This is a genomic window from Pantoea sp. SGAir0175 (assembly GCF_043547855.1).
The window spans coordinates 3,153,454-3,176,163 of the sequence record NZ_CP028081.1 but is presented as its reverse complement, the minus strand read 5'-3'; the positions used below and the strand labels follow the sequence as shown (position 1 = coordinate 3,176,163).

27 protein-coding genes are annotated in these 22,710 nt (G+C 57.9%); 18 read left to right on the top strand and 9 right to left on the bottom strand.

Annotated elements, in window-relative coordinates; translation table 11 throughout:
• Window positions 1–313: 313 nt before the first annotated feature.
• Complete coding sequence (locus C1N56_RS14975) at window positions 314–466, bottom strand: hypothetical protein (RefSeq protein ID WP_155519908.1); 153 nt, start codon at window positions 464–466, stop codon at window positions 314–316.
• A gap of 18 nt (window positions 467–484) precedes the next feature.
• On the opposite strand from C1N56_RS14975, the gene iraP reads away from it, so the two are divergent.
• The 4 genes from iraP (at window position 485) to C1N56_RS14955 (ending at window position 3,914) form a co-directional block, all read left to right on the top strand.
• On the top strand, window positions 485–739 hold the full coding sequence (gene iraP / locus C1N56_RS14970) for an anti-adapter protein IraP (RefSeq protein ID WP_021507236.1): 255 nt from the start codon (window positions 485–487) through the stop codon (window positions 737–739).
• Between the two features lie 85 nt (window positions 740–824).
• The gene (locus tag C1N56_RS14965) at window positions 825–1,130 is read left to right on the top strand and encodes a PsiF family protein (protein ID WP_058757988.1); all 306 of its coding nucleotides are present in this window, start codon (window positions 825–827) and stop codon (window positions 1,128–1,130) included.
• A gap of 199 nt (window positions 1,131–1,329) precedes the next feature.
• A complete protein-coding gene (lpxO, locus tag C1N56_RS14960) occupies window positions 1,330–2,241 on the top strand; it encodes a lipid A hydroxylase LpxO (protein ID WP_021507234.1) in 912 nt (303 codons plus the stop codon).
• Between the two features lie 146 nt (window positions 2,242–2,387).
• Window positions 2,388–3,914 (top strand): FAD-dependent oxidoreductase, encoded by a 1,527-nt coding sequence (locus tag C1N56_RS14955; RefSeq protein WP_394516818.1) that lies wholly within the window; start codon window positions 2,388–2,390, stop codon window positions 3,912–3,914.
• 116 nt (window positions 3,915–4,030) lie between these two features.
• On the opposite strand, the gene proC is transcribed toward C1N56_RS14955, so the two are convergent.
• Window positions 4,031–4,843, bottom strand: coding sequence for a pyrroline-5-carboxylate reductase (proC, locus tag C1N56_RS14950; protein ID WP_021507232.1), 813 nt, complete (start codon window positions 4,841–4,843; stop codon window positions 4,031–4,033).
• Window positions 4,844–4,987: 144 nt separating this feature from the next.
• Between proC and C1N56_RS14945 the strand changes: the two genes are divergently transcribed.
• A complete protein-coding gene (locus C1N56_RS14945; RefSeq protein ID WP_010616571.1) occupies window positions 4,988–5,431 on the top strand; it encodes a YaiI/YqxD family protein in 444 nt (147 codons plus the stop codon).
• On the opposite strand, the gene C1N56_RS14940 is transcribed toward C1N56_RS14945, so the two are convergent.
• Window positions 5,432–6,118, bottom strand: a complete 687-nt coding sequence (locus C1N56_RS14940; RefSeq protein WP_058775202.1) for a DUF2076 domain-containing protein — start codon at window positions 6,116–6,118, stop codon at window positions 5,432–5,434. It lies immediately after the preceding gene.
• Between the two features lie 332 nt (window positions 6,119–6,450).
• Between C1N56_RS14940 and aroL the strand changes: the two genes are divergently transcribed.
• Both aroL and C1N56_RS14930 read left to right on the top strand, forming a co-directional pair.
• Window positions 6,451–6,975, top strand: a complete 525-nt coding sequence (gene aroL, locus C1N56_RS14935; protein ID WP_021507230.1) for a shikimate kinase AroL — start codon at window positions 6,451–6,453, stop codon at window positions 6,973–6,975.
• A 110-nt stretch (window positions 6,976–7,085) separates the two neighbouring features.
• Window positions 7,086–7,277, top strand: a complete 192-nt coding sequence (locus tag C1N56_RS14930) for a YaiA family protein (protein WP_021507229.1) — start codon at window positions 7,086–7,088, stop codon at window positions 7,275–7,277.
• Between the two features lie 76 nt (window positions 7,278–7,353).
• On the opposite strand, the gene C1N56_RS14925 is transcribed toward C1N56_RS14930, so the two are convergent.
• Window positions 7,354–7,548: a hypothetical protein gene (locus tag C1N56_RS14925; protein WP_132466392.1), complete on the bottom strand. Its 195-nt coding sequence runs from the start codon at window positions 7,546–7,548 to the stop codon at window positions 7,354–7,356.
• 17 nt (window positions 7,549–7,565) lie between these two features.
• On the opposite strand from C1N56_RS14925, the gene C1N56_RS14920 reads away from it, so the two are divergent.
• From C1N56_RS14920 to ppnP, 5 genes are all read left to right on the top strand, one after another.
• Entirely contained in the window at window positions 7,566–8,324 is a 759-nt protein-coding gene (locus tag C1N56_RS14920) for an IclR family transcriptional regulator (protein WP_058757986.1), read from the top strand.
• A gap of 182 nt (window positions 8,325–8,506) precedes the next feature.
• Entirely contained in the window at window positions 8,507–10,066 is a 1,560-nt protein-coding gene (locus tag C1N56_RS14915; protein ID WP_394516817.1) for an OPT/YSL family transporter, read from the top strand.
• Between the two features lie 15 nt (window positions 10,067–10,081).
• The gene (locus tag C1N56_RS14910) at window positions 10,082–11,014 is read left to right on the top strand and encodes a DUF1177 domain-containing protein (protein ID WP_058775205.1); all 933 of its coding nucleotides are present in this window, start codon (window positions 10,082–10,084) and stop codon (window positions 11,012–11,014) included.
• A gap of 2 nt (window positions 11,015–11,016) precedes the next feature.
• The gene (locus C1N56_RS14905) at window positions 11,017–11,694 is read left to right on the top strand and encodes an AroM family protein (protein WP_152391567.1); all 678 of its coding nucleotides are present in this window, start codon (window positions 11,017–11,019) and stop codon (window positions 11,692–11,694) included.
• A gap of 104 nt (window positions 11,695–11,798) precedes the next feature.
• On the top strand, window positions 11,799–12,083 hold the full coding sequence (ppnP, locus tag C1N56_RS14900; protein WP_010616577.1) for a pyrimidine/purine nucleoside phosphorylase: 285 nt from the start codon (window positions 11,799–11,801) through the stop codon (window positions 12,081–12,083).
• A 195-nt stretch (window positions 12,084–12,278) separates the two neighbouring features.
• Here ppnP and rdgC read toward each other — a convergent pair whose 3' ends face one another.
• Window positions 12,279–13,190: a recombination-associated protein RdgC gene (gene rdgC / locus C1N56_RS14895; protein WP_394516816.1), complete on the bottom strand. Its 912-nt coding sequence runs from the start codon at window positions 13,188–13,190 to the stop codon at window positions 12,279–12,281.
• Window positions 13,191–13,337: 147 nt separating this feature from the next.
• On the opposite strand from rdgC, the gene mak reads away from it, so the two are divergent.
• A complete protein-coding gene (gene mak, locus C1N56_RS14890; RefSeq protein ID WP_021507130.1) occupies window positions 13,338–14,249 on the top strand; it encodes a fructokinase in 912 nt (303 codons plus the stop codon).
• A gap of 61 nt (window positions 14,250–14,310) precedes the next feature.
• On the opposite strand, the gene C1N56_RS14885 is transcribed toward mak, so the two are convergent.
• From C1N56_RS14885 to eat, 3 genes are all read right to left on the bottom strand, one after another.
• Entirely contained in the window at window positions 14,311–15,243 is a 933-nt protein-coding gene (locus C1N56_RS14885) for a LysR family transcriptional regulator (RefSeq protein WP_278707836.1), read from the bottom strand.
• Between the two features lie 122 nt (window positions 15,244–15,365).
• Window positions 15,366–16,364 (bottom strand): aldo/keto reductase, encoded by a 999-nt coding sequence (locus tag C1N56_RS14880; protein WP_260641410.1) that lies wholly within the window; start codon window positions 16,362–16,364, stop codon window positions 15,366–15,368.
• 209 nt (window positions 16,365–16,573) lie between these two features.
• Complete coding sequence (gene eat / locus C1N56_RS14875; RefSeq protein ID WP_031279644.1) at window positions 16,574–17,938, bottom strand: ethanolamine permease; 1,365 nt, start codon at window positions 17,936–17,938, stop codon at window positions 16,574–16,576.
• Between the two features lie 267 nt (window positions 17,939–18,205).
• Between eat and C1N56_RS14870 the strand changes: the two genes are divergently transcribed.
• Both C1N56_RS14870 and C1N56_RS14865 read left to right on the top strand, forming a co-directional pair.
• Complete coding sequence (locus C1N56_RS14870; RefSeq protein WP_058757981.1) at window positions 18,206–19,210, top strand: phosphotransferase enzyme family protein; 1,005 nt, start codon at window positions 18,206–18,208, stop codon at window positions 19,208–19,210.
• Between the two features lie 164 nt (window positions 19,211–19,374).
• Window positions 19,375–20,514, top strand: coding sequence for an AraC-like transcriptional regulator QhpR (locus C1N56_RS14865; protein WP_058757980.1), 1,140 nt, complete (start codon window positions 19,375–19,377; stop codon window positions 20,512–20,514).
• On the opposite strand, the gene C1N56_RS14860 is transcribed toward C1N56_RS14865, so the two are convergent.
• Window positions 20,396–20,776 carry a cell envelope integrity TolA C-terminal domain-containing protein gene (locus tag C1N56_RS14860; protein ID WP_233210676.1) on the bottom strand — a complete coding sequence of 127 codons (381 nt, stop codon included), beginning with the start codon at window positions 20,774–20,776 and terminating at the stop codon, window positions 20,396–20,398. The two genes, C1N56_RS14865 and C1N56_RS14860, sit on opposite strands and share 119 nt — an antisense overlap.
• 200 nt (window positions 20,777–20,976) lie before the next feature.
• On the opposite strand from C1N56_RS14860, the gene C1N56_RS14855 reads away from it, so the two are divergent.
• The 3 genes from C1N56_RS14855 to C1N56_RS14845 are packed head-to-tail and all read left to right on the top strand — an operon-like array spanning window position 20,977 to window position 22,675.
• The gene (locus tag C1N56_RS14855) at window positions 20,977–21,654 is read left to right on the top strand and encodes a CsgG/HfaB family protein (protein WP_021507138.1); all 678 of its coding nucleotides are present in this window, start codon (window positions 20,977–20,979) and stop codon (window positions 21,652–21,654) included.
• A gap of 11 nt (window positions 21,655–21,665) precedes the next feature.
• Window positions 21,666–22,022 (top strand): DUF4810 domain-containing protein, encoded by a 357-nt coding sequence (locus C1N56_RS14850; RefSeq protein ID WP_021507139.1) that lies wholly within the window; start codon window positions 21,666–21,668, stop codon window positions 22,020–22,022.
• Window positions 22,019–22,675, top strand: a complete 657-nt coding sequence (locus C1N56_RS14845; RefSeq protein WP_021507140.1) for a DUF799 domain-containing protein — start codon at window positions 22,019–22,021, stop codon at window positions 22,673–22,675. The genes C1N56_RS14850 and C1N56_RS14845 overlap by 4 nt, the downstream gene beginning before the upstream one ends.
• Window positions 22,676–22,710: the final 35 nt, after the last annotated feature.

Below are 22,710 nucleotides of genomic sequence, written 5' to 3'. Positions count from 1 at the left end.
TCTTGCCACTAAAACGTTAAGCGTGGTGAGCAGGCATGAATAGCGCCGGGTTGCGGAGCATTCTGTATTGTCGTGTTAACCGCCGCTTCATACACTCAGCGCAATTTCAGCAACCTGAGGTCAATATGATCCGTATCGTTAAGCTCGCTGCTGTTGTAGCGCTGGTGTCCGCGTTAAGCGGTTGTCTTTTTCCGCCGCCGGGCGGCGGCGGCGGAGGTTGGGGTGGTCCTGGCGGTGGCGGTCCCGGCCATGGGTATCAGGGTCCGCGTTAATTTAGCGCCAGTGCATAATTAATGTAGCGATGCGAAACGTTTTATCTGCGGCGTATTTTGTCAGTGAAACGTTTCGCCGTTATATATTGAATTTCAGCCACTTTTTTTACGCTTCGGCTAACCATTATTTTTCCTCTGGCCGGCAAAAATTCTTGTTGTTTTAATCCTGCCAATGCTAATTTTTGTTTTCCCATTCTGACTGAGTCCATCGCATGAAAAACCTGATTGCGGAACTCCTGCTCAAGCTGGCAGAAAAAGAAGAAGAGTCTAAAGAATTAGTGGTCCAGGTTGAGGCGCTTGAAATCGTGCTCACCGCCATGCTGCGCAGACTGGATGCCGCCCAGGTTAGCGACATCGCGGCGGGTATTGATCGCGCGATGCCGCCCGCCGCTTCCGTGCAGGAAAATCCGGACGCGCTGATGCTGCGTAATTACGTCGAAAAGTTGCTCAACCACCCGCGCGAATAATCCCGCCGTATGCGCATAGATTTTTTTCCGCTTTGCTTATTCCGTGCCATGCTTAACAGGCAATAATCACACGGAGAAACCGGCAATGAAATCGTGTCTTGTGGCAATAATGGCAGCAGGCCTGCTGCTGGCTGGCGGTGCGGGCGCGGCGGAGAAAACCGCGCAGCAGGAAAAAATGACGCTGTGTAATCAGCATGCAGGCGCGCAAAATCTGAAAGGCGATGCGCGTAAAAGCTTTATGAGCGAATGCCTGAAGAAAGACAGCAAAATGGGCAATATGACGCCGCAGCAGATGAAAATGAAAAGCTGTAATAGCGAAGCAGGAGAGAAAAAACTCAGCGGCGATGCGCGTAAAACCTTTATGAGCAGCTGTCTGAAGAAGAGTGCTTAAACCTCTGGCGGCCTGCGGGCCGCTTTTTTGTGTCCGCACTCGCAGGGTTAATGCGCGACGTATTTTTTCTGTCATAAACGGCACGCGTTGCCAAAACTTTACAAAATCCTTACATAAAATTCCATTTCTCCCCATCCAGTCTCTCTGACGCTTAACCGTGGCCAGAGCGGCTTTACGTGCAACATAAGGAACCTGTTGTATGGTCGCTGCGATCATTATTGGTGTATTTATTATTAGTGTGCTTTACGCCCACTCACGCGGCGTGGAAAAGCAAAAGTTTTCCCGTCAGTTATTTGATCACTCCACTTTTATGGCGCCGATCAATATGTTTATGACCGGGCTGTCGCGACTGCCGGCTAAACAGCCCTATTTTCCGGTTGAGGATTTTCCTGAGCTGCGTCAGCTGACCGATAACTGGCAGGTGATTCGCGATGAAGCCATTCGCCTGCAGGATCACATTAAAGCGGCGCAGACGCATAACGATGCCGGATTTAATACCTTCTTCAAGCGTGGCTGGAAGCGTTTCTATTTAAAATGGTATAGCGATGCACATCCGTCAGCGCGCGAACTCTGTCCGGTAACCACCGAACTGGTGAGCAACATTCCCGGCGTTAAAGCGGCCATGTTTGCTGAACTGCCGCCGGGCAGCCATCTGGGCAAACACCGCGATCCTTATGCCGGTTCGGTGCGCTATCACCTCGGGCTGCAAACGCCGAACGACGATCGCTGCTTTATTGAAGTGGATCGTCAGCGCCACAGCTGGCGCGACGGTCAGGCGGTGATTTTCGACGAAACTTACGTGCACTGGGCGCAGAATGAAAGCGAGCAGACGCGTATCATTCTGTTTTGCGATATCGAGCGGCCAATGAAATGGCGCTGGGCACAGGCGGTCAATCACTGGGTGGGCTCGACGTTAATGTCAGCAGCGGCATCGCCCAACGACGAAAACGATCGTACCGGCTTCCTCAACCGCATCTTCAAATACGTTTATGCGCTGCGCGATGCCGGTCAGAACCTGAAGAAACGCAATCGCCGGTTGTATTACTGGGTCAAACATGGACTGATTGTGGCGATTTTCGCGCTAATCATCGTGCCCAGCGTGTTCTTCTGATCCTTTCGTGCCGCTTAAAACGGCGGTTTAACAGTCAGTTAACCGCCGTTTCGCTTTGTTTCTCCTGCTAAATCCTCACGCTTTGCCACACTTACTCTTTGTAAGGAATTGTCGTATCAGACGAATAACCCCGAAGGAGGCGAACCGTGAGCTATCAATCTGTCGTGGAACTCAAAGCGCTGGCGCAGCGTAAACCCACTAAAGTGACCGTCAGCGAAACGGATATGGTGCTGATTCGCGACGGCGACCGCGTGCAGGCGCTGCAGGCAAAATGTCCGCACGCGGGCGCGCCGCTGGAGCAGGGCGCAGTGTGCGGCGACAAACTGGTGTGTCCGTGGCATAAGGCGGTATTTGAGCTGCGCGATGGCAAAATGTGCGAGCCGCTGGCGCTGGCCAATCTCAAACGCTATCCGGTGCGCATTGAACAGGGGCAGGTGCTGATCAATCCGCAGGCGATGTCGCCGGCCAGTGCGCCGGTAGCTCAGGGTGAAGCGCCGGTGTGCGTGATTCTCGGCTCTGGCGCGGCGGGCAGTGCCGCGATCTGGACGCTGCGCGATGAAGGCTTTAGCGGCCGTATTGTGCGTATCGAGCGTGAAAGCGACGCACCTTACGATCGCACCACGCTGAGTAAATTTGTCCCCTCCGGCAAGATGGCCATCGATGAGGTACCAAAGCTGCTGAAACAGGATGTGCTGGGCCCGGTGGTGTGGCTGCAGGGGGAGGTGGTGCAGCTGAAGGCGCAGGAGCAGACGCTGGTGCTGAAAGACGGGCAGCAGGTGAAGTTTGACCAGCTGCTGATCGCGACCGGCGGCGTGCCGCAGCCGCTTGATATCCCGGGCAAGGATCTGGATGGCGTGCACCTGCTGCGTTCACTGCGCCAGGCCGACACGCTGATTTCGCAGGTGGATGAGGCGCAGCAGCTGGTGATTATCGGCAACAGTTTTATCGGTATGGAAGTGGCCGGTGCGCTGCGTAACCGCGACATAGATGTCACGGTGGTGGCGCGTCATCCGCTGCCGTTTGCCAGCCAGTTCGGCGAAGAGATTGGCCACCATTTTTATGAGCTGCACCGCAGCAACGGCGTGAAATTTGTCGAGGGTGAACCGGAAGCGCTGACCGGCGAAGGCGCAGTGAGTGGCGTGCGGCTCAAAGATGGCAAAACCGTGCCAGCCAGCCAGGTGCTGTTTGCCACCGGCATTGTGCCAGCCACCCATTTTATTCACGACCTGCCCTTACAGAAGGATGGCAGCCTGCTGGCCGACAGTCAGTTGCGGGTCAGTGAAAACATCTGGGTCGCGGGGGATATTGCCAGCTATCTCACGCCGCGTGGCGTGCAGCGCATTGAGCACTATCGCGTGGCGCATCAGCAGGGGCGCATTGCCGCGCTGAATATGCTGGGCAAACGCATCATGTACGATCGCGCGCCGTTCTTCTGGACTGCGCATTACGGCACCCGCTATGAGTATCTGGGGCATGCAGAGGAGTGGGACGATTATCGCCTGCTGGGATCGCTGCAGGACAAGCGCTTTATCGCTTTTTACTGCCAGCAGGGCATGATTGCGGCAGTGTGTTCAGCCGGCATGTATACGCTCACCGCCGCGCTGGTGCATGAGATGCAGCAGCCAATGACGCTGGAACAAGGCCTGGCGCTGTTTGAAGCGTATCAGGGCTGATCCTGAAGCCAGCACCCAACAGTTCCCTCTCCCGCCTGCGGAAGAGACAAACGAGCACCCAACAGTCCCCTCTCCCGCCTGCGGGAGAGGGTTAGGGTGAGGGGAAACCCGCACCATCACTGCTTACTCAGCGCCTCGGACTTCGCCATGCACTGCTGCATCGCGCCCATCACCGCAGCGCGGAAGCCTTTTTCTTCCAGCACCTTCACCGCTTCAATGGTGGTGCCGCCCGGTGAGCACACCATATCTTTCAGTTCGCCAGGATGTTTGCCGGTCTCCAGCACCATCTGGGCAGAACCTTTTACCGCCTGCGCCGCAAACTGATAAGCCTGTGCCCGCGGCATGCCGCCCAGCACGGCGGCATCAGCCATCGCCTCGATAAACATAAACACGTAAGCCGGTGCCGAGCCGCTGACGCCCACCACGGCATGAATCAGATACTCGTTCACCACCGCCGCTTTGCCGAAACTCTCAAAAATGGTCACCACCTCGTCCACTTCCTGCGGTTCCACCAGCACGTTCGGCGTAATAGAGGTCATGCCTTCGTTGACCAGCGACGGCGTATTCGGCATCACGCGGATGATTTTACGGTCATGACCGAGTACCGCCGCCAGCGAATCCAGCGTCACACCTGCAGCAATCGACACCACCAGCGCATCTTTCTTCAGCTGGCCGGCCAGATCCTTGAGCACTTTGAGAATCACGTTGGGTTTCACCGCGCCAAACAGAATGTCCACTTCACGTGCCAGACTCTCGACGCTTTCCGCCGCCGTCACGCCATACTGCTGCGCCATCGCCTGGTTGGTGTCGGGTTTTCGATCGTGCACCCAGATATTGGCCGGGGCGATCTGCCCGCTGTTCACCAGGCCGCTGATGATGGCTTTCGCCATATTGCCGCAGCCGACAAACCCGATTTTCTTCTCCAGCATCGCTTTATCCTTTACGTGGTTCGGTTTTCTCAGTGGGTTAGCTTACGTCAGCGGCGGTGAATAACAAGTCGCGCACAAATAACATTTGCCATTCGCGGTCAGCGCGGCAAGATCGCAGGCATTGCCCGTTAATAAGGATTAAACATGTCGATTTGGGTGGATGCCGATGCGTGTCCCAATGTCATCAAAGAGGTGCTGTATCGCGCCGCTGAGCGCACCAAAGTCACCGTGACCTTCGTCGCTAACCAACCGCTGCGCGTACCGCCGTCGCCGTTTCTGAAAACGCTGCAGGTAGCTGCCGGCTTTGACGTGGCCGATAACGAGATTGTGAAACGCGTGCAGCCGGGCGAGCTGGTGATTACCGGCGATATTCCGCTGGCAGCAGAAGTGCTGGAGAAAGGGGCGGCAGCGCTAAATCCGCGCGGGGAGCGTTACAGCAGCGATACCATTCGCCAGCGTCTGACCATGCGCGATTTTATGGAAACGATGCGCGCCAGCGGCATTCAGAGCGGCGGCCCGTCGGCATTAAGCCCACGTGACCGCCAGCAGTTTGCTAACGAACTGGATAAATGGTTACGTCAGCGTTAATCAGACGAAGCTGTCGTCGTCGTCAAAATCACCGCCGCTGCCGAAATCGTTGAAATCATTGTTATCGGCAAAGCTGTTGTTGTCCCAGCCTGAATTGTCATTCAGGAAGGCATTGTTGCTGTCATTGCCGTTGAAGGTGTCCAGATTATCATCCACCTGTGGCAGCGCCGGTTCGTTGATGATATTGACGATCTCTTCCGGCTGCGAATGGTGGAACAGGCTGGTGAGCATGTCCGCCATCACCACACCGCCGGCCACGCCGACAGCCGTTTGCAGTGCGCCACCCAGGAAACCGGTACCGCGCGCCGGTGCAGCGTACTGCTGCTGAGGCGGTGCGGCATATTGTGGCTGTTGCGGTGCGCTGTTCCATGCCGGCTGTTGCGGCTGCGCCGGGCGTGAACCGCCGCCAAACAGACTCGACAGGAAACCGCCGCTGCTTTGCTGCGGGGCCTGCTGCTGCGCCTGCGCCAGACGGCTCTCCAGCTCCGATACCTGCGCGTTGAGCTTTTTCATCGCCGCTTCCTGAATCAGGATCGCCTGCGCCATGTAGTAGGGCGCACCGGGCTGGCTCTGTAAATGCTGATTGATTAACTGTTCGGCACCGGCATCACGCGGGCCGCTCTGGCTTTCTGCCTGTTTCAGACGGCTGAACAGGCTTTCAATAAGTTGTTGTTCCTGGCTCTGCATGGTGAACCTCCGGTTAGGCATAGCGTGTTGTTCTTCAGGCGACCAACAGGACGTCCGTTGCCTGAACTATAAAGCGTATATGCGGGCTGCGTGACAGAAAGTAAATCAGCGGCCTGGTAAGCAAATGTTGCCCCGCGCTTACAAATCGCCTGATGCACGAAATGCGCATCGTTTTTGCTTTAAAAATCAAAAGAATGGCATTAGCTATCGCTGAAATACGCGTAATTCGTGCTTCGCGGCTGGCTGATAAAATAAAATCCAGGTATCATGCGACGCATTATTGACCTGATGACGTTGCCCGCGCGGCAGACTACGGCGGAGGATGAGCCCGGATGTCATTACCCATCTATCTGATCGGCGCACGCGGTTGCGGTAAAACCACTATTGGCCAGGCGCTGTCGCAAGCGCTGGGCTATGCCTTTCGTGACACCGACCACCACCTGCAGCTCACCACACAGCGTAGCGTGGCAGAGATTGTGGCAACGGAAGGCTGGGACAGCTTTCGCGCGCGTGAAAGTGAATCGCTGCGGGCGGTTACCGCACCTGCCAGCGTAATCGCCACCGGCGGCGGCATGGTGCTGGCTGACGTCAATCGTCACTTCATGCGTGAGCATGGCCAGGTCATCTGGCTCAACGCACCCTCTGGCGTGCTGGCCGATCGGCTGGAGCGTCAGCCAGAAGCGGCACAGCGTCCGACCCTGACCGGCCGGCCCATCGCGGAAGAGATGGAAGATATCCTGCGTGAACGCGCGCAGCTCTATCGTCAGGCCGCGCACCATGAAGTCAACGCGATGCAGGCACCGGAGCAGGTGGTGGAACATATTCTGCAATCGCTGTCTCTCGCCCGCGCCAGCTAACTGCCTAAGAATTCTCCCTCTTTTTTACAGCGATCCTCGATTGTCTATACTGAATAGCAGGCAGAGGATCACCGCTGTCTGTGTGGAAACCTGACATAAGAGGGAAAACGATGCCAACCAGACCACCCTATCCGCGAGAAGCGCGCATTGTTGCCGTTGAAAAAGGGCAGGCGGGCAATACCGTCACCTGGTATGAATTACGGGCCGACCATCCACGTCCGGATACCTTAATTAGCGAACATAAATCGGAAGCGGAAGCGCAGGATGCCAAAGACCGCTATGAAGATGTGGAAAAAGAATAATCCCGGCGGGCAGGGATGCCCGCTTTAGCGTAATTACGTCCGGTCGCTAAATAGATTTTTTATTTTCCCTGATGCGCTAATTACGGCGATAAAAGCTGCCGTCTTTTCTGTTTAATCGCTCTCCTGCCTGATAACGTCTTTTTATTTTGCCTTTAGCCCTTATTTTCTGCTGCCTTAAATAGCCTGCGTTTTGTCCGGTGCAAAATTTGCGCTTGACCGATAAACCGTCGCGTTTTACTTTCGGGTTATCGATACAGGAACTCAGTTCCATATAGTGAAACCAGCGCCATGACCACACTCGAAAATGCCGCCGCCGTGCTTAAGCTGTTTCAGCGCTTTGGCGTGGCGCAGGGCCATCCCGGCCTGACCTTTACCGAGGTGGTGGAGGCGCTGGGGCTGCCGAAAAGTACCGTGTCGCGCCTGCTGGCGACCATGGAAAGTGAAGGCTTACTGGAGCGCGATCCCGACAGCCGCTGTTTTCAGATTGGCCGCGTGCTGTTGTCCGTTGCCGGGCACTATCTTTCGACACCGCTGATTGACAGCGCATCGGCGCCGATGGCGCGCCTGGCGGCCAGCAGCGGCTGCATGGGCTATATCTCGGTGCTGGACGGTGACGATGTGCTGGTGATGCGCATGTACCACGGTCGCTTCTTTACCCAGCTGGTGACGCCGCCTGGTACACGGGTGTCGGTTACCGGCACGTCGACCGGCCGCGTGCTGTTAGCGCAGCTGAGCGATGACGAGGTGCGCGCGCGCTTCAGCGATAACTGGCAAACCGCGTCGATCAATTCACCGCTGAATATCGATGCACTGTGCAAAGAGCTGGCGCTGATTCGTCAGCAGGGCTGGGCACTGGCACGCAATGAAACGCTGCCTGGCATTAGCTCGCTTGCCGTAGCGGTAACCAATAAACACCGCGGTGAAAGTGCCGCATTGTGTCTCTCATTTCTTTCGCAGGAAGCGGCCCCGGGTTATCCGGAAGCGCTGCTCAGCGAATTGCGCGCAACGGCTGCACTGATGGCCGAAAAATACGGCGCAGCGTCCTGAATAAAACAGGACAACCCTAATTTGATTTCAAGGCGTAATACTTCGCGCCACACCGGGGAAATAGCAGGTCTTCGGACCTGCTTATTTCAATAGTCAGGGAACGATGAATAAAACATTGAGGTTCCGCGTGTCGGGCACAATGTCATTGCGCGTTTTCTACAGGGTGAAAATACGGGGATAATATGCGTCTGGATAATCCAATAAAAAATATTGGCGTGGGACTGATGCTGGTTCTGCTGTCAGTTGCAGGGGCCATCATTGGGGTACAGCTGATCACAACTATTGGGGTAACGCCCAATACTTCTATTATCGGCGCGCTATTTGCCATGCTGCTGGCGCGCATTCCACTGCAGTGGTTTCGCCGCTACCGTTCGGTTGAAGTGCAAAACCTTGCACAGACCGCCATCTCTTCCGCTACCTTCGGCGCTGCCAACAGCCTGCTGATGCCGATTGCCGTGCCGTGGGCGCTGGGTGAGCCGCAGCTGGTGCTGCCGCTGTTTGTCGGCGTCAGCGCGGCCATGCTGCTGGATGCGTGGCTGCTGTATCGTCTGTTTGATACGCGCGTGTTCCCGGCCAGCAATGCATGGCCACCAGGCGTGGCAGCGGCAGAAGCGATCAAAGCCGGTGATAAGGGCGGTCGCCAGGCGTGGCTGCTGGTGGCTGGAATCGTGGGTGGCGTCGCGGGCTCAATGCTGAAAATCCCGATGTCCGCTTTTGGTACGGCATTCATTGGCAATATCTGGGCGCTGACCATGCTCGGCATCGGCTTCCTGCTGCGTGCCTATGCGCAACCGGTTGCCGGTATCGATATTAACGCGCTGTACATTCCGCACGGCGTAATGGTCGGAGCCGGTCTGGTGGCGCTGATTCAGGTGGTGCAGGTGATTCGCAGCCACCGTCACGACAACCTCAACGTCAGCCGCAGTGACAACGAAGTCAAACGCGCGCTCGGCCTGGGGACTGTCGGCTATATCGTGATCTCGGCGCTGCTGGCGCTGGGTGGCGGCTTGTGGAGCGAAATGGGCCTGCCGATGCTGCTGCTGTTTATTATCTACGCGGCCTTTGCCGCCTTCGTACATGAGCTGATCGTCGGCATCGCCGCGATGCACTCGGGCTGGTTTCCGGCCTTCGCGGTGGCGCTGATCACCCTGATCCTCGGCATCCTGCTCGGCTTCCCGCCGCTGGCGCTGTGCCTGCTGTGCGGCTTCACCGCGGCCACCGGTCCGGCCTTCGCTGATATGGGCTATGACCTGAAGGCCGGCTTTATTCTGCGCGGCAACGGGGCCGATGTGCAGCAGGAGCTGTGGGGCCGCCGCATCCAGCTGATCGCCGCGATGATCGCTTTCGTCATCGCAATTCCGGTGGTGTGGTATGCGCATAATCTATTCTTTGTCGACAACCTGCTGCCGCCGGTGGCGCGCGTTTACGCCAAAACCATTCAGGCCGGCGCGGAGCCGGGCATTGCCGGCAGCCTGCTGATGTGGGCGATTCCGGGAGCGATTATTCAGCTGATCGGCGGGCCTAAGCGCCAGCTCGGCGTGCTGTTAGCCACCGGTCTGTTAATCAACAACGCCGCCGCAGGCTGGGCGGTGCTGGTCGGGATTGCGTTACGTGTCCTGATCCTGCGCGTGTGGGGCGAGCGTGGACGTTCACCGATGGAGGTGATGGCCGCTGGATTCATTGCGGGCGACGCGCTGTACAGCTTCTTCCACTCACTTTTTGCCAGTAGCAGTAAGAAATAATCCAGGGATTTAGCGATGAGTTTACAGCAGACACTACAGGTTTTTGAGTTACTCGACAGCGCCTGCGTAGATGGCCAGCAGGTGGTCGATCTGTTTGCCGCCTATCCGGGCGTGCAAGCCAGCTTTAAGCGCGTCAGTGGGCCAAAAGGGCGCACCGATTTTGTGCGCATCGACATTCCGGGCGCTCAGGGCAAAAGCCGGGGCGGCAGCGCGCCGACGCTGGGGATCATTGGCCGTCTCGGCGGCATCGGTGCGCGCCCGACGCGCATCGGCATGGTGTCCGACGCCGACGGTGCGGTTGCTGCGGTGAGCAGCGCGCTGAAGCTGGCACAGATGCAGACCAAAGGCGACGTGCTGGCCGGCGACGTGATCGTAACCACGCATATTTGTCCGGATGCGCCGACCCGGCCGCACGAGCCGGTGGACTTCATGGATTCGCCCTGCGACGACATCACCATGAATGACAACGAAGTGGTTGCGGGCGTCGACGCGATTCTCTCTATCGATACCACTAAAGGAAACCGCATCCTCAACCATAAGGGCTATGCGCTGTCTCCCACGGTGAAAGAGGGCTACATCCTGCGCGTGTCGGAAGATCTGCTGCGCATTATGGAGATGACCAGCGGTCAGCCTGCAGTGACGTTCCCGATCACCACGCAGGACATCACCCCTTACGGCAACGGCGTGTATCATCTCAACAGCATCCTGCAACCGTCCACCGCCACTGATGTGCCAGTGGTGGGCGTCGCGATTTGTGCGCAATCCGTGGTGCCTGGCTGCGGCACCGGCGCCAGCCATGAAGTGGACATCGCGGCGACCGTGCGCTTTGCGGTGGAAGTGGCCAAAGAGTTTGGCCGTGAGACCTGCCAGTTTTATGACCCGCAGGAGTACGCGCTGCTGCTATCTTTGTATGGTAGCCTCAGCCACCTGCGCAGCCGGAAAGCCTGATGATGAAACCGTCGCTAGTAACCTTAACCATTGGCCAGTCACCGCGTAGCGATATTTTGCCGCTGCTGCAGGAGCATTTGCCCGCCGACGCCGTCGCGCATGCCGGTCTGCTGGATGGCCTGACGCTGGCTGAAGTGGAGCAGTTATACGCTCCCGCGCCGGGCGATAAAGTGCTGGTTTCGCGCATGAGCAGCGGCGAACAGGTACGGCTGGCGGCGGCCACTGTCGAACAGGGACTGCAGCGTAAAATTACCGCGCTGGAGCAGCAGGGTTACGACACCATTCTGCTGCTGTGTACCGGTGAGTTCGGCGCGCTAAAAACCACGTCGGCGCTGCTGCTGGAGCCGGATCGCATCATTCCGCCGCTGGTCAGCGCCATCGTACAGGCGCACAAAATCGGCATCGTGGTGCCGGTTGAGGAGCAGATCGCTGAGCAGGCCAGCAAATGGCGTAACCTGCAAAGCACGCCCTGTTTTGCCGTCGCCAGTCCATACCTGGCGCAGCAGAGCGAACTGATGGAAGCCGGACTGACCCTGCAGGAGCAGGGCGCTGATGTGGTGGTGCTCGACTGTATCGGTTATCACCAGAAACACCGCGATTTCCTGCAGAACATGCTGGGCATTCCGGTGCTGCTGTCGAATGTGCTGGTGGCGAAACTGGCGGCTGAACTGATCGTCTGATCGAGGCCGATCACAACTTGCGACGGGCGGCGCTAATTCGCGTGACAGATCAGCGAGTTCCCTTGTAATCTGCCGGTAACCCTAATGTGCTGTGAGGAAGTAACATGCTCAACGTAAGTGAGTATTTCGACGGAAAAGTGAAATCCATTGGTTTCGACAGCGTCACCATTGGCCGGGCCAGCGTTGGCGTGATGGCGGAAGGCGAATACACCTTTGGTACCGGCCAGCCGGAAGAGATGACGGTAGTGAGCGGCGCGCTGAAAGTGCTGCTGCCGGGCGAAGCCGAGTGGAAATGGTACGAAGCCGGATCGGTATTTAACGTGCCGGGCCACAGCGAATTCCATCTGCAGGTGGCAGAGCCAACGTCTTACCTGTGCCGCTATCTTTAAGCGTTAAAGCAGCATCCATTATCAACCGGTAATGCCTGTGCGGCGTTACCGGTTTTTTTATGCGTCAGCATGGGGTGTGGCCTGAGGTCAGCATAAATGCTGACCCTACAGGTATGAATCAGCATATTTGCAGGGGCGTCATTCATGGCGACCGTTAAACACACCCGTACTATCCTTCCAGCCGGCGATGTCCGCTTAACGCTGCGCTTCGCCGCCTAACGCTTCCACCAGATTGCTGATCAATGCCGCCAGCTCGCTGGTCATCAGAATGAAATCGGCATCAAAACGCTGGGTGAAATCATCGCGATCGATATCGTCATTCTGCTCGCGCAGCGTGTCGCTGAACTTCAGACGCTTCACCGAGGCGTCATCGGCGATCACCAGCTGAATACGCTCCTGCCAGTCGAGCGCCAGTTTGGTGACCACTTTACCGGCTTCGATGTGGGTGGCGATCTCGTCGGAAACCAGATCCTGCTTTTTACAGCGGATCACGCCGCCATCTTCCAGTATCGCCTTCAGCTCAGCCTCATCCATCAGGGTGAAACCCGCCGGCAATTCACCGGAGCGCACCCATTCGGTCAGCGTCAGCTCGATCGGATTTTCCAGCGTCAGCGGCACTACCGGCAGCGAGCCGAGGCTCTTACGCAGCAGCGCCAGCGTATCTTCCGCTTTCTTCGCGCTGGCGCAGTCGACGATGATCAGATTATTGACCGTGTCGATCCACATAAAGGTCTGACTGAAACGGCTGAAGGCGCGCGGCAGCAGGCTATGCAGCACTTCATCTTTCAGCGAATCCTTTTCGGTCTTTTTCAGCTTGCGGCTCTGTTCCGCTTCCAGCTTCTCAATTTTGGCTTCCAGCGCCTGCTTCACCACCGGCGACGGCAGAATTTTCTGCTCGGTGCGGGCGCAGATCACTATCTGACCGTTAATCACATGCGTCAGCGCTTCGCTGCGGTTGCCCATCGGCGAGACCCAGCCGGTTTTGGCCATGTCCTGGCTGCCGCACGGCGTGAAGGTGAAGGCGTCGAGCTGTTTTTCCAGATCGTCTGCGGACAGCGGGATGTCCCGATTCAGACGATAAACCATCATATTTTTAAACCACAACATCAGGATTCCTTACCGTGGGTGCGATCGGGCGCACAAGTCTAAAACAGTCAGCGCGCATGATAGCGAAACATCGGAGTGGTTTCATTGCCTTTCCCGATTCAGCCTTCTACTGTATCTGTCACCTGAACGAATAATGAGGAATAAATCGTGCGTATCGGTATTGATTTAGGCGGCACCAAAATTGAAGTGATTGCGCTGTCTGACCAGGGCGAGGAGCTGTTTCGCCACCGCGTGAATACCCCGCGTGACGACTACGCGGCCACGGTGCAGGCGATTGTCGATTTAGTCCTGCTGGCGGAAGCGCAGACCGGGCAGCAGGGGACGGTCGGCATCGGCATTCCCGGCACGATTTCTCCTTATACCCAGCGGGTAAAAAATGCTAACTCGACGTGGCTCAACGGCCAGCCGCTGGACAAAGATTTGGCGCGTGCGCTGAATCGTGACGTGCGCATCGCCAACGACGCGAATTGCCTGGCGGTTTCCGAAGCGGTTGATGGCGCAGGCGCAGGCCAGCCGCTGGTGTTTGCGGTGATCATTGGCACCGGTTCCGGCGCAGGCGTGGCCATCAACGGTGAATCACGCATTGGCGGTAACGGTAACGCAGGCGAGTGGGGGCACAATCCGCTGCCGTGGATGGATGAAGACGAACTGCGTTATCGCGCGGAAGTGCCGTGCTACTGCGGGCTGCAGGGCTGTATTGAGACGTTTGTCTCCGGCACTGGCTTCGCCATTGATTATCAGCGTCTCAGCGGACAGGCGCTGAAGGGCGCGGAGATCATCCGGCTGATCGAACAGCAGGATCCGGTGGCCGAGCTGGCGATGAGCCGTTATGAAACGCGGCTGGCCAAATCGCTGGCGCAGGTGGTTAACCTGCTCGATCCGGATGTGATTGTGCTCGGCGGCGGCATGAGCAACAACGATCGGCTGTACCAAACGGTGCCGACGCTGATGAAACAGTGGGTGTTCGGACGCGAGTGCGAAACGCCGGTGCTGAAAGCGGTGCACGGTGACTCCAGCGGCGTGCGTGGTGCCGCCTGGCTGTGGCCGGTGAAAGGGTAGCATCACGGCGCTTTATGCGTGCTTAACCCCTCTTCCAGCGGAAGAGGGCGGCCGAAGCGGGTCAGTTTTGTCTTAACTGACCGGCGTGACACACGATATCGTGCGCATGCAGCACGGCCGGCCGGTTTTCATTCAGTCGGATGGCGGCATAAATATCGATATGCAGTTTTTGCGCTTCATCGTCAGCCAGTGCGCGATAACACAACCCTTCCTGATGAAAGGTACATTTTGACTGCGGCATCAGGGCAAAGCCTTTTCCTCTGGCAATGTGTGTCAGCATAACCAGTGAATCATCGGGCTCTTTAACTCTTTTAAGCGGGGTGTGGAGCTGTGAAAACAAGCGTTCACATTTATCGTAGAATGACGGATTTGCGCTTCTGGCAAACCAGAACAGCGGTAAATCACCGATAGCTTCCAGCGAGACTTTTTCTTTCAGGCTGGCCGGATGTCTGGCCGGCATTGCTACCAGCAAAGGCTCACGACCGATCCACTGGTACTGCACGGTATCTTCGTGGCCGGTTGCCCTTTCGCCCGTCAGTACCAGGTCCAGGCGGTTTTTTGCCAGACACTGCAGCAACTGCGCAGACGTCAGATCGGGCGTTTCCACATCGTCGGCGGCGTCCAGTTTCAGCAGTTGCTGGTGAATGGGCGCAATCAGTGCAAAATTCAGCGTGCGGGTGAGGCCGATACGCAGGCGCTTTTCTGAAGAAAGCGAGCCAGGCTTGAGTTCATTCAGCGCCTGAAGGATCTTCTCCGCTTTGATTACCAGCGCCCGGCCAGCGTCCGTCAGACTGACGTCATGGGTGCTGCGGCTAAACAACGGCTGCTCCAGCACGGCTTCAAGGCGCTTAATCTGTCGGGTTAGCGGAGGCTGAGTCATTCTGAGCCGTTCGGCGGCCCGGCGAAAGTTCAGCTCGTGCGCAACCGCAAGAAAGCATTGAAGCTGTTTCACGCTGGGGAGATGGTTGCTGATCAGGTGTTCTGCCGTCGCCATAGAGTCCATCCGGGTAATCAAAGACGTTATTCTACCCCGCTAAAGATCAGCAGGATATGGGGTTAATCGGTCTGGCCGGCACTACGTCAGACATCCTGACCGGGCGTTACCCGGCCAGGGCTTCAGGCATTAATGCTTTTCATCCCTTCCTGAGAATAGCGCTCGCCCTTTATCTCAATATGCTGGTGGATAGCGTTCAGTAAGGCGATATCTGCCTGTTCCAGCACGATATCGGCGGCCTGCGCATTTTCCGCCAGATAGCGGGTCTGTTTCGTTCCCGGAATGGGGATCAGCTTGTCGTACTGCGCCAGTAGCCAGGCCAGCGCAATCTGCCCCGGCGTGCAGCTGTACTTTTCAGCAAGCGGGTGCACCGCGTCAAGAAGCTGGGCGTTATGGTCGAGGCTGGATTGACTAAAGCGCGCATTATTTTTGCGGAAATCACCCTCAGCGAAGTCGCTGTTATGACGATACTTTCCGGTCAGAAACCCTCTGCCCAGCGGAGAGTAGGGAACTAAACCTATACCCAGCTCTTTCACCACCGGCAGAATCTCAGCTTCGATATCGCGCGTCCACAGTGAATATTCGGTTTGCAGGGCAGTGAGCGGGTGAATGGCATGGGCCCGGCGCAGGGTTGAAGCAGAAACCTCACACAGGCCAATGTGGTTGATCTTACCCGCTTTAACGAGGCGGCTCAGGCATTCCATGCTCTCTTCAATCGGCGTAACCTGGCTCACGCGGTGAAGATAGAACAGATCGATGCGCTCAACGCCAAGCCTTTTAAGCGATTCATTACAGCAGCGGGTGATGTAGTCAGGTTGGTTGTTAATCGTCCGGGCATAAGCCTGGTCCGCAGGGCGATCGATTCCGCACTTGGTGGCAATGTTAAACTGCTCACGCGTGGTGTTATCCAGACCGGCAAGAAAGTGGCCAATCAGCCGCTCATTATGGCCCCGCCCGTACATATCCGCGGTGTCGATAAACGTGATATTCAGGTCGATAAGCGTGTGTAACAGCTGCAGTGAAGCGTGGTCGTCTGTCTGGCCATAAAATTCGCTCAGTCCCATGGCACCATAGCCGATCGAACTGACAGTCAGGGTTTGCGATAAATGTCGGGTGTGCATAGTGGCTCCTTTTGTGGTTTTTTTGATTGTTGCACCCCGATTACGCGTAATGAATTGTCATTTTCGTCATGCAAAAAAGGTATCACAGCAGCAAGACCGGAGCGGTGCTGTGGTGGGATGGATTTATCACGTGAGACAGAAAGAGACGGGTACACAAAGGGCTCTGTGTACCCGCCTCCGTTGCCTGAAGGGCAGGGGCGATGCGTTTGTTACTCACCGACCAGCATGGAATCCTGCGGTGCGCGCTCGCGCTGGGCTTTGGTGGCGAGGAAGTAAAGGTAGCCGAGCACCATGATCGCCACAAACAATCCGCCGATTACCGGGTTGAACCACAGCATCGCCACCAGACACACCAGCGACAGCACCAGTGCGATGCCCGGTACCAGCGGATAGCCCGGCGCACGGAAGCTGCGCTCCAGATCCGGTGCGCTGCGGCGCAGCTTAAACAGGCTCAGCATACTCATCAGGTACATCACAATCGCGCCGAACACTGCCATGGTGATCATCGCCGCCGTCAGCGTCATGCCCTGCAGATTGATCAGTCCGTCGCTGTAAATGGCGGCGATACCAATGGCACCGCCGGCGATGATGGCGCGGTGTGGCGTCTGGAAGCGCGACAGCTTCGCCAGGCTGGGCGGCAGATAGCCCGCGCGCGCCAGGGCAAAGAACTGGCGCGAATAGCCAAGGATGATGCCGTGGAAGCTGGCGACCAGGCCAAACAGGCCGATCCATACCAGCATATGCATCCAGTTAGAGTGCTCCCCGACGATCATCTTCATCGCCTGCGGCAGCGGATCGTTGATGTCCGACAGCTTGCGCCAGTCGCCCGCGCCGCCGGCCAGTAGCATCACGCCAATCGCCAGCACCACCAGGGTAAGAATGCCGCTGATATAGGCTTTCGGGATGGTGCGCTTCGGATCTTTGGCTTCTTCGGCCGCCATGGCCGCGCCTTCAATGGCGAGGAAAAACCAGATAGCGAACGGGATGGCGGCAAAGATGCCGGACAGCGCTGGCATGCCAAAATGATCGCTGCCAGCCCAGCCGTTGGCGGCGAAGTTAGCGACGCTGAAACCCGGCGATACCACGCCCATGAACACCAGCAGCTCCAGCACTGCCAGCACCGTCACCACCAGTTCGAACATCGCGGCCAGCTTCACGCCGAGAATATTCAGTGCCATAAACAACAGATAAGCCCCGACCGCCGCCGTTTTGGGGTTGAGATCGGGATACTGCACGTTGAGGTAGGCGCCAATCGCCATGGCGATGGCCGGCGGGGCGAACACGAACTCAATCAGCGTCGCCAGACCGGCAATCAGACCACCGGTTTCGCCAAATGCCCGACGGCTGTAAGCGAACGGCCCGCCAGCATGCGGAATCGCCGTGGTCAGTTCGGTAAAGCTAAAAATAAAGCAGGTATAAAGCGTGGCGATCAGCGCGGTGGTGATCAGGAATCCCAGCGTCCCGGCCACGCCCCAGCCATAGCTCCAGCCGAAATACTCACCGGAAATCACCAGTCCAACCGCAATACCCCATAAATGCAGGGTGCCCAGCGTGGGTTTTAGTTTGCCTGTCATCTTCATCTCCCCGTCATGCTTGTTGTGCGGCGTTGGCACCGCGCTATTGTGGGTTTGCGCTACAGTGAAGGGATAATGCCGCTGCCCGGGACGGGAAAACTTGACGCCGGCGCAGTGAGTTTTGTCCTCTGCGGTCAACTCGCTGCCAGAAAAAGCGCGGGCTGTACGCTGCGGTCAACTTTTGCTGTTCTGCGGTCAGGCAGTCAGGACGACCTCATCCCATGCTGATAACACTGGTTTATAGAGACTGATGCTGGAGAGTGATGAATGAGCGCCAAACAAGCCGAATCCCTGACCGATGCCGAGATCACCCTGCTGGCGCAACGTGCGCTGGCCTGCTATCCCGCCGCGCTGCACGGTGAGCTGCAATTACTGTGCCGTTCGGAGAACGCCACCTTTTTGCTGCGTGCCGGCGGCAAACGCTACGCGCTGCGCCTGCACCGGCCGGATTACCACAGCAAAGCGGATATTCTCAGTGAACTGATGTGGCTTGATGCGCTGCGCGAGACCGGCATCATGGTGCCGCAGGCCATCCCGGCGCGCGACGGTGAAAGCGTGCTGACGCTGACGCTGGCGGACGGCAGCACGCGTCATGCGGTGCTGTTCCACTGGATTGACGGCGAGATGCCGACCACCGACGTCGATCCCAAAGCCTTTCAGCAGCTCGGGACCATCACCGCGCGCCTGCATCAGCACAGCCGCAGCTGGCAGAAACCCGAAGGTTTTCAGCGCATTATCTGGGATCATCACACCATGGTCAGCGAGCACAGCCACTGGGGGCGCTGGCAGGATGCGCCGCATCTCGATCCGGCCGATCACGGCATTATCGCAGCGGCGGTGGAGCGTGCCGGGCAGGCGCTGGCGGAATTTGGTAAAGAGCGCGATCGCTACGGCCTGATCCACGCCGATCTGCGTCTGACCAATCTGCTGCTGCACAAAGGCGAAACCCGGGTGATCGACTTCGACGACTGCGGCATGGGCTGGTATCTGCACGATCTGGCGGCCGCGATCAGTTTCGTCGAGCACCATCCGCGTGCGGCGGAGTGGGTGGATAACTGGATCCTCGGCTATGAACGCGTGGCGCACATCAGCGATGCTGAGATGGCGCTGGTGCCGACGCTGCTGATCCAGCGTCGTATCCAGATGACGGCGTGGATGGGCACGCACGCCGATACCGAGATGGCGCTCAGCCTCGGGCCGCACTGGGCCAGCCATTCGGTGCGGCTGTGCCGTCGCTATCTTGAGAGCAGCCAGCTGCCGGTAGGCGCGTGACCTGCACCAGCAGAGGGCAGCGGCGCGCGCTGATGTGCTGATCGGGTGCCTGCGGATAGCGCGCGCTGGCGTTTATAGGCGCGCTGACGCGGGCGCGGTGACGCTGGTATGAAAATTGCTGGATCCCTTCATTCTGTTATCCGCGCGATCCCTGAGAGGTTCCCATGCAATCACTCATCTCTGCTGCTGATGCCTTCAGCGCGTTTGCCACACCCGCCAGCAACCGTGGCGTTCTGGCCGCGGCGGCGACTGGTCTGAGCGCCTTCATTACGGATAAAGGCGGCGATGTCGATCGCATCTTTGGCATCAGCGGTATCGATTCTGAACTGCTGGCCAGCCCGACACTGAGCCTCGGGCTGGTGAACTATTGCCGCGTGATGGAAGAAGCGGCGCGCCACTCCGGCTTTGATAACTTCGGTTTGCATTACGGCAGGCAGTTCAAACCGCAGTCATTAGGGTTAATTGGCTACATCGGACTGTGCTCGCCGACGCTGGAGCAGGCGCTGCACAATGTGGTGAACGCGTTTCCCTGGCACCAGCACGATACGCTGACGCGGCTGGTGGACAAGGGCGACTGCTGGCGGCTCGATTATCAGGTGCGCCACGGAGCGATCCTGGCACGCCGTCAGGATGCGGAGCTGACGCTCGGCATGTTCCTCAACCTGATTCGCCACGTGGCGGGCAAAAACTGGGCGCCGCGCGAGGTGCACTTTGAACATCCGCGTCCGGAGCAGTGGCACGAGCACTGCAAAGTGTTTGATGCGCCGGTCTGGTTCGATCAGCCGTTTAACTCACTGTTGATCGCGAAACGCGACCTGCAGCGCGCCATGCCGGAGCAGGATGCGATGCTGCTGATGGTGATGCAGGATGCCATTCGCCGCCTCAACAGCAGCGCCAGCGTGCAGAGCGTGGTCGAACAGGCGCGTTCACAGGTCAGCCTGACGCTCATTCAGGGCGAACCGGTACTGGAGGAGATCGCCGGCAAAATGGGGTTGTCGAGCTGGTCGCTGCAGCGACGCCTGCGCGAAGAGGGCATCAGCTTTAGCGCGCTGGTGGATAAGGTGCGCTGCGAAATGGCCACGCACTATCTGCAGCAAAGACAGCTGCCGATCTCGGAGATGGCGCTGCTGCTTGGCTATTCCGAGGTCAGCGCGTTTTCCCGCGCCTTCCGCCGCTGGTTCGGCATCAGCCCGCGCCAGTGGCGCCAGGATGGGCTGGTAAGTCAGGCCGGTGCGGCGCAAAGCCAAACCACGCTGGCTGGTCGCGCTGCGGCGGAGGCGGTAAGCCGCGCGACTGACCAATAAGCTGCCACGCGCGCAAACACAGCGCTTCGTCGCCCTGGGTTTGCGTCACCGCGTAGCGCCCACTGTTCTGCCACTCCAGGCGCACCCAGCACTGCTGTCCGGCATAGCGCGCCGCATCGTGAAACTGCTTATTGAGCTGCTGCTGCAGTGCTTCACTCCAGTGGCAGGCGGCGCTGTCAGCATCGCCCTGCGGCTGGCACTGATTGGCCAGGCTGGGGGCTGGCGCGGACACCTGCTGGCAGGCGCTGAGCCCCACCATCATCACTAACCCACCTGATAGTCTCGCTAATCGATTAATTAAATTCATTAATAAGCCTGCATTTTCGCTAAAGATTCCTGGCGCTGCTGCCGACAGTCTACAGACCGCAGCAGGGAATGCTATGGCATTACTCTGACTGTCGGCATAACCAGAATTTGCCGCCTGGTGGCGGTGTTATCCCTTCCTTTATTCATGGACCAGAAATGCAGAAGAAATATGCCTTTGCGGCACTCTCCTTGTTAAGCGCCGCGCTGCTCAGTGGCTGTGCCACCGAGTCGTCACGCGCTATCGACGCGCCTCAGGTTCGCGCCGCAAGCCAGCCGGCTTATCAGGGCGTGCGCAGCCCAATCGCGGTGGGACAGTTTGATAACCGTTCGTCATACATGAATGGGATTTTCTCCGACGGCGTTGATCGTCTGGGCAACCAATCCAAAACCATTCTGATCACGCATCTGCAGCAGACCAATCGCTTCAACGTGCTGGATCGCAGCAACCTGAAAGAGCTGCAGCAGGAAGCCGACTTCAAACACAGCCAGCAGAACATCAAGGGCGCTAACTACATCATCACCGGTGACATCACCGAGTTCGGGCGCAAAGAAGTGGGCGACCAGCAGCTGTGGGGCATCCTCGGGCGCGGTAAAAGCCAGATCGCTTACGCCAAAGTGAACCTGAATGTGGTGGATGTGACCACTTCAGAAGTGGTGTACAGCGTGCAGGGCGCGGGTGAATACCAGCTGTCAGCGCGTGAGGTGATCGGCTTTGGCGGCACCGCCAGCTATGACTCTACCCTGAACGGCAAAGTGATGGATCTGGCGATCCGTGAAGCGGTCGACCACCTGGTGGATGGCATCAATAATGGCGCATGGCGCCCGGTGAAATAAGGATATTGACGATGAAATTACTGCAACTGAGCGCCGCGCTGATCGCGGCAGGCGTGCTGGCCGGCTGTGCGCCAAAAGGACCGGAGCCGATCTACTACTGGGGTGATTACCAGCAGCAGGTCTACAGCTATTACCAGAAAGACAGCGATCCGCAGAAGCAGATTGATGCGCTGAATCTGGATATCGAAAAGGCCAAAGCGGTGAACAAGCCGGTAGCACCGGGTCTGCACGCCCAGCTGGGCCTGCTGTACGCCAAAAACGGCAATACGGATAAAGCTTTCAGCCAGTTCGCCCTTGAGAAGCAGCTGTTTCCGGAATCGGCGCCGTACATGGACTTTCTGATGAAGAAAAAAGGAGTGAACCAATGAAAAAACTGATTGCCGTGTGCGGCGTATTCGCGGCGCTGCTGCTGACCGGCTGTGCCCAGAATAAGAAACCGTATGACTACAGCGCCTTCCGTGCCAGTAAGCCGGCATCAATTCTGGTGCTGCCTGCCGATAACCGTGCGCCGGATATCAACGCCTCGCACAGCTTCACCTCGCTGGTGACCCAGCCGCTGGCGGAAGCGGGTTACTACGTGTTCCCGGTGGCGGTGGTGGAAGAGACCTTCCAGCAAAACGGCCTGAGCAACGGGCATGAAATTCAGGCGGTGAGCACGAAGCGCTTGCATGACATCTTCAACGCAGACAGCGCACTGTACATTTCGATTACCGATTATGGCAGCAGCTATCTGGTGGTTGATTCGGTGACCACGGTCTCGGCCACTGCCCGTCTGGTTGATCTGCGCAGCGGTAAAGAGCTGTGGCAGGGCATGGCCACCGCCAATGATTCTGAGAACAGCAACAACAGCAACGGCGGCATCATTGGCATGCTGGTGTCGGCGGCGATCAAACAGATCGCCAGCAACGCGGGTGACAAAGCGCACACCATTGCCGGTGTCACCAGCGCGCGTCTGTTAGCGCAGAACGAGCAGGGTGGTCTGCTGGCCGGTCCGCGCTACAAAGCGCCGGTTACGCGTTAATCTCGCTGGCGCGGCGATCAGCTGATCGCCGCGCC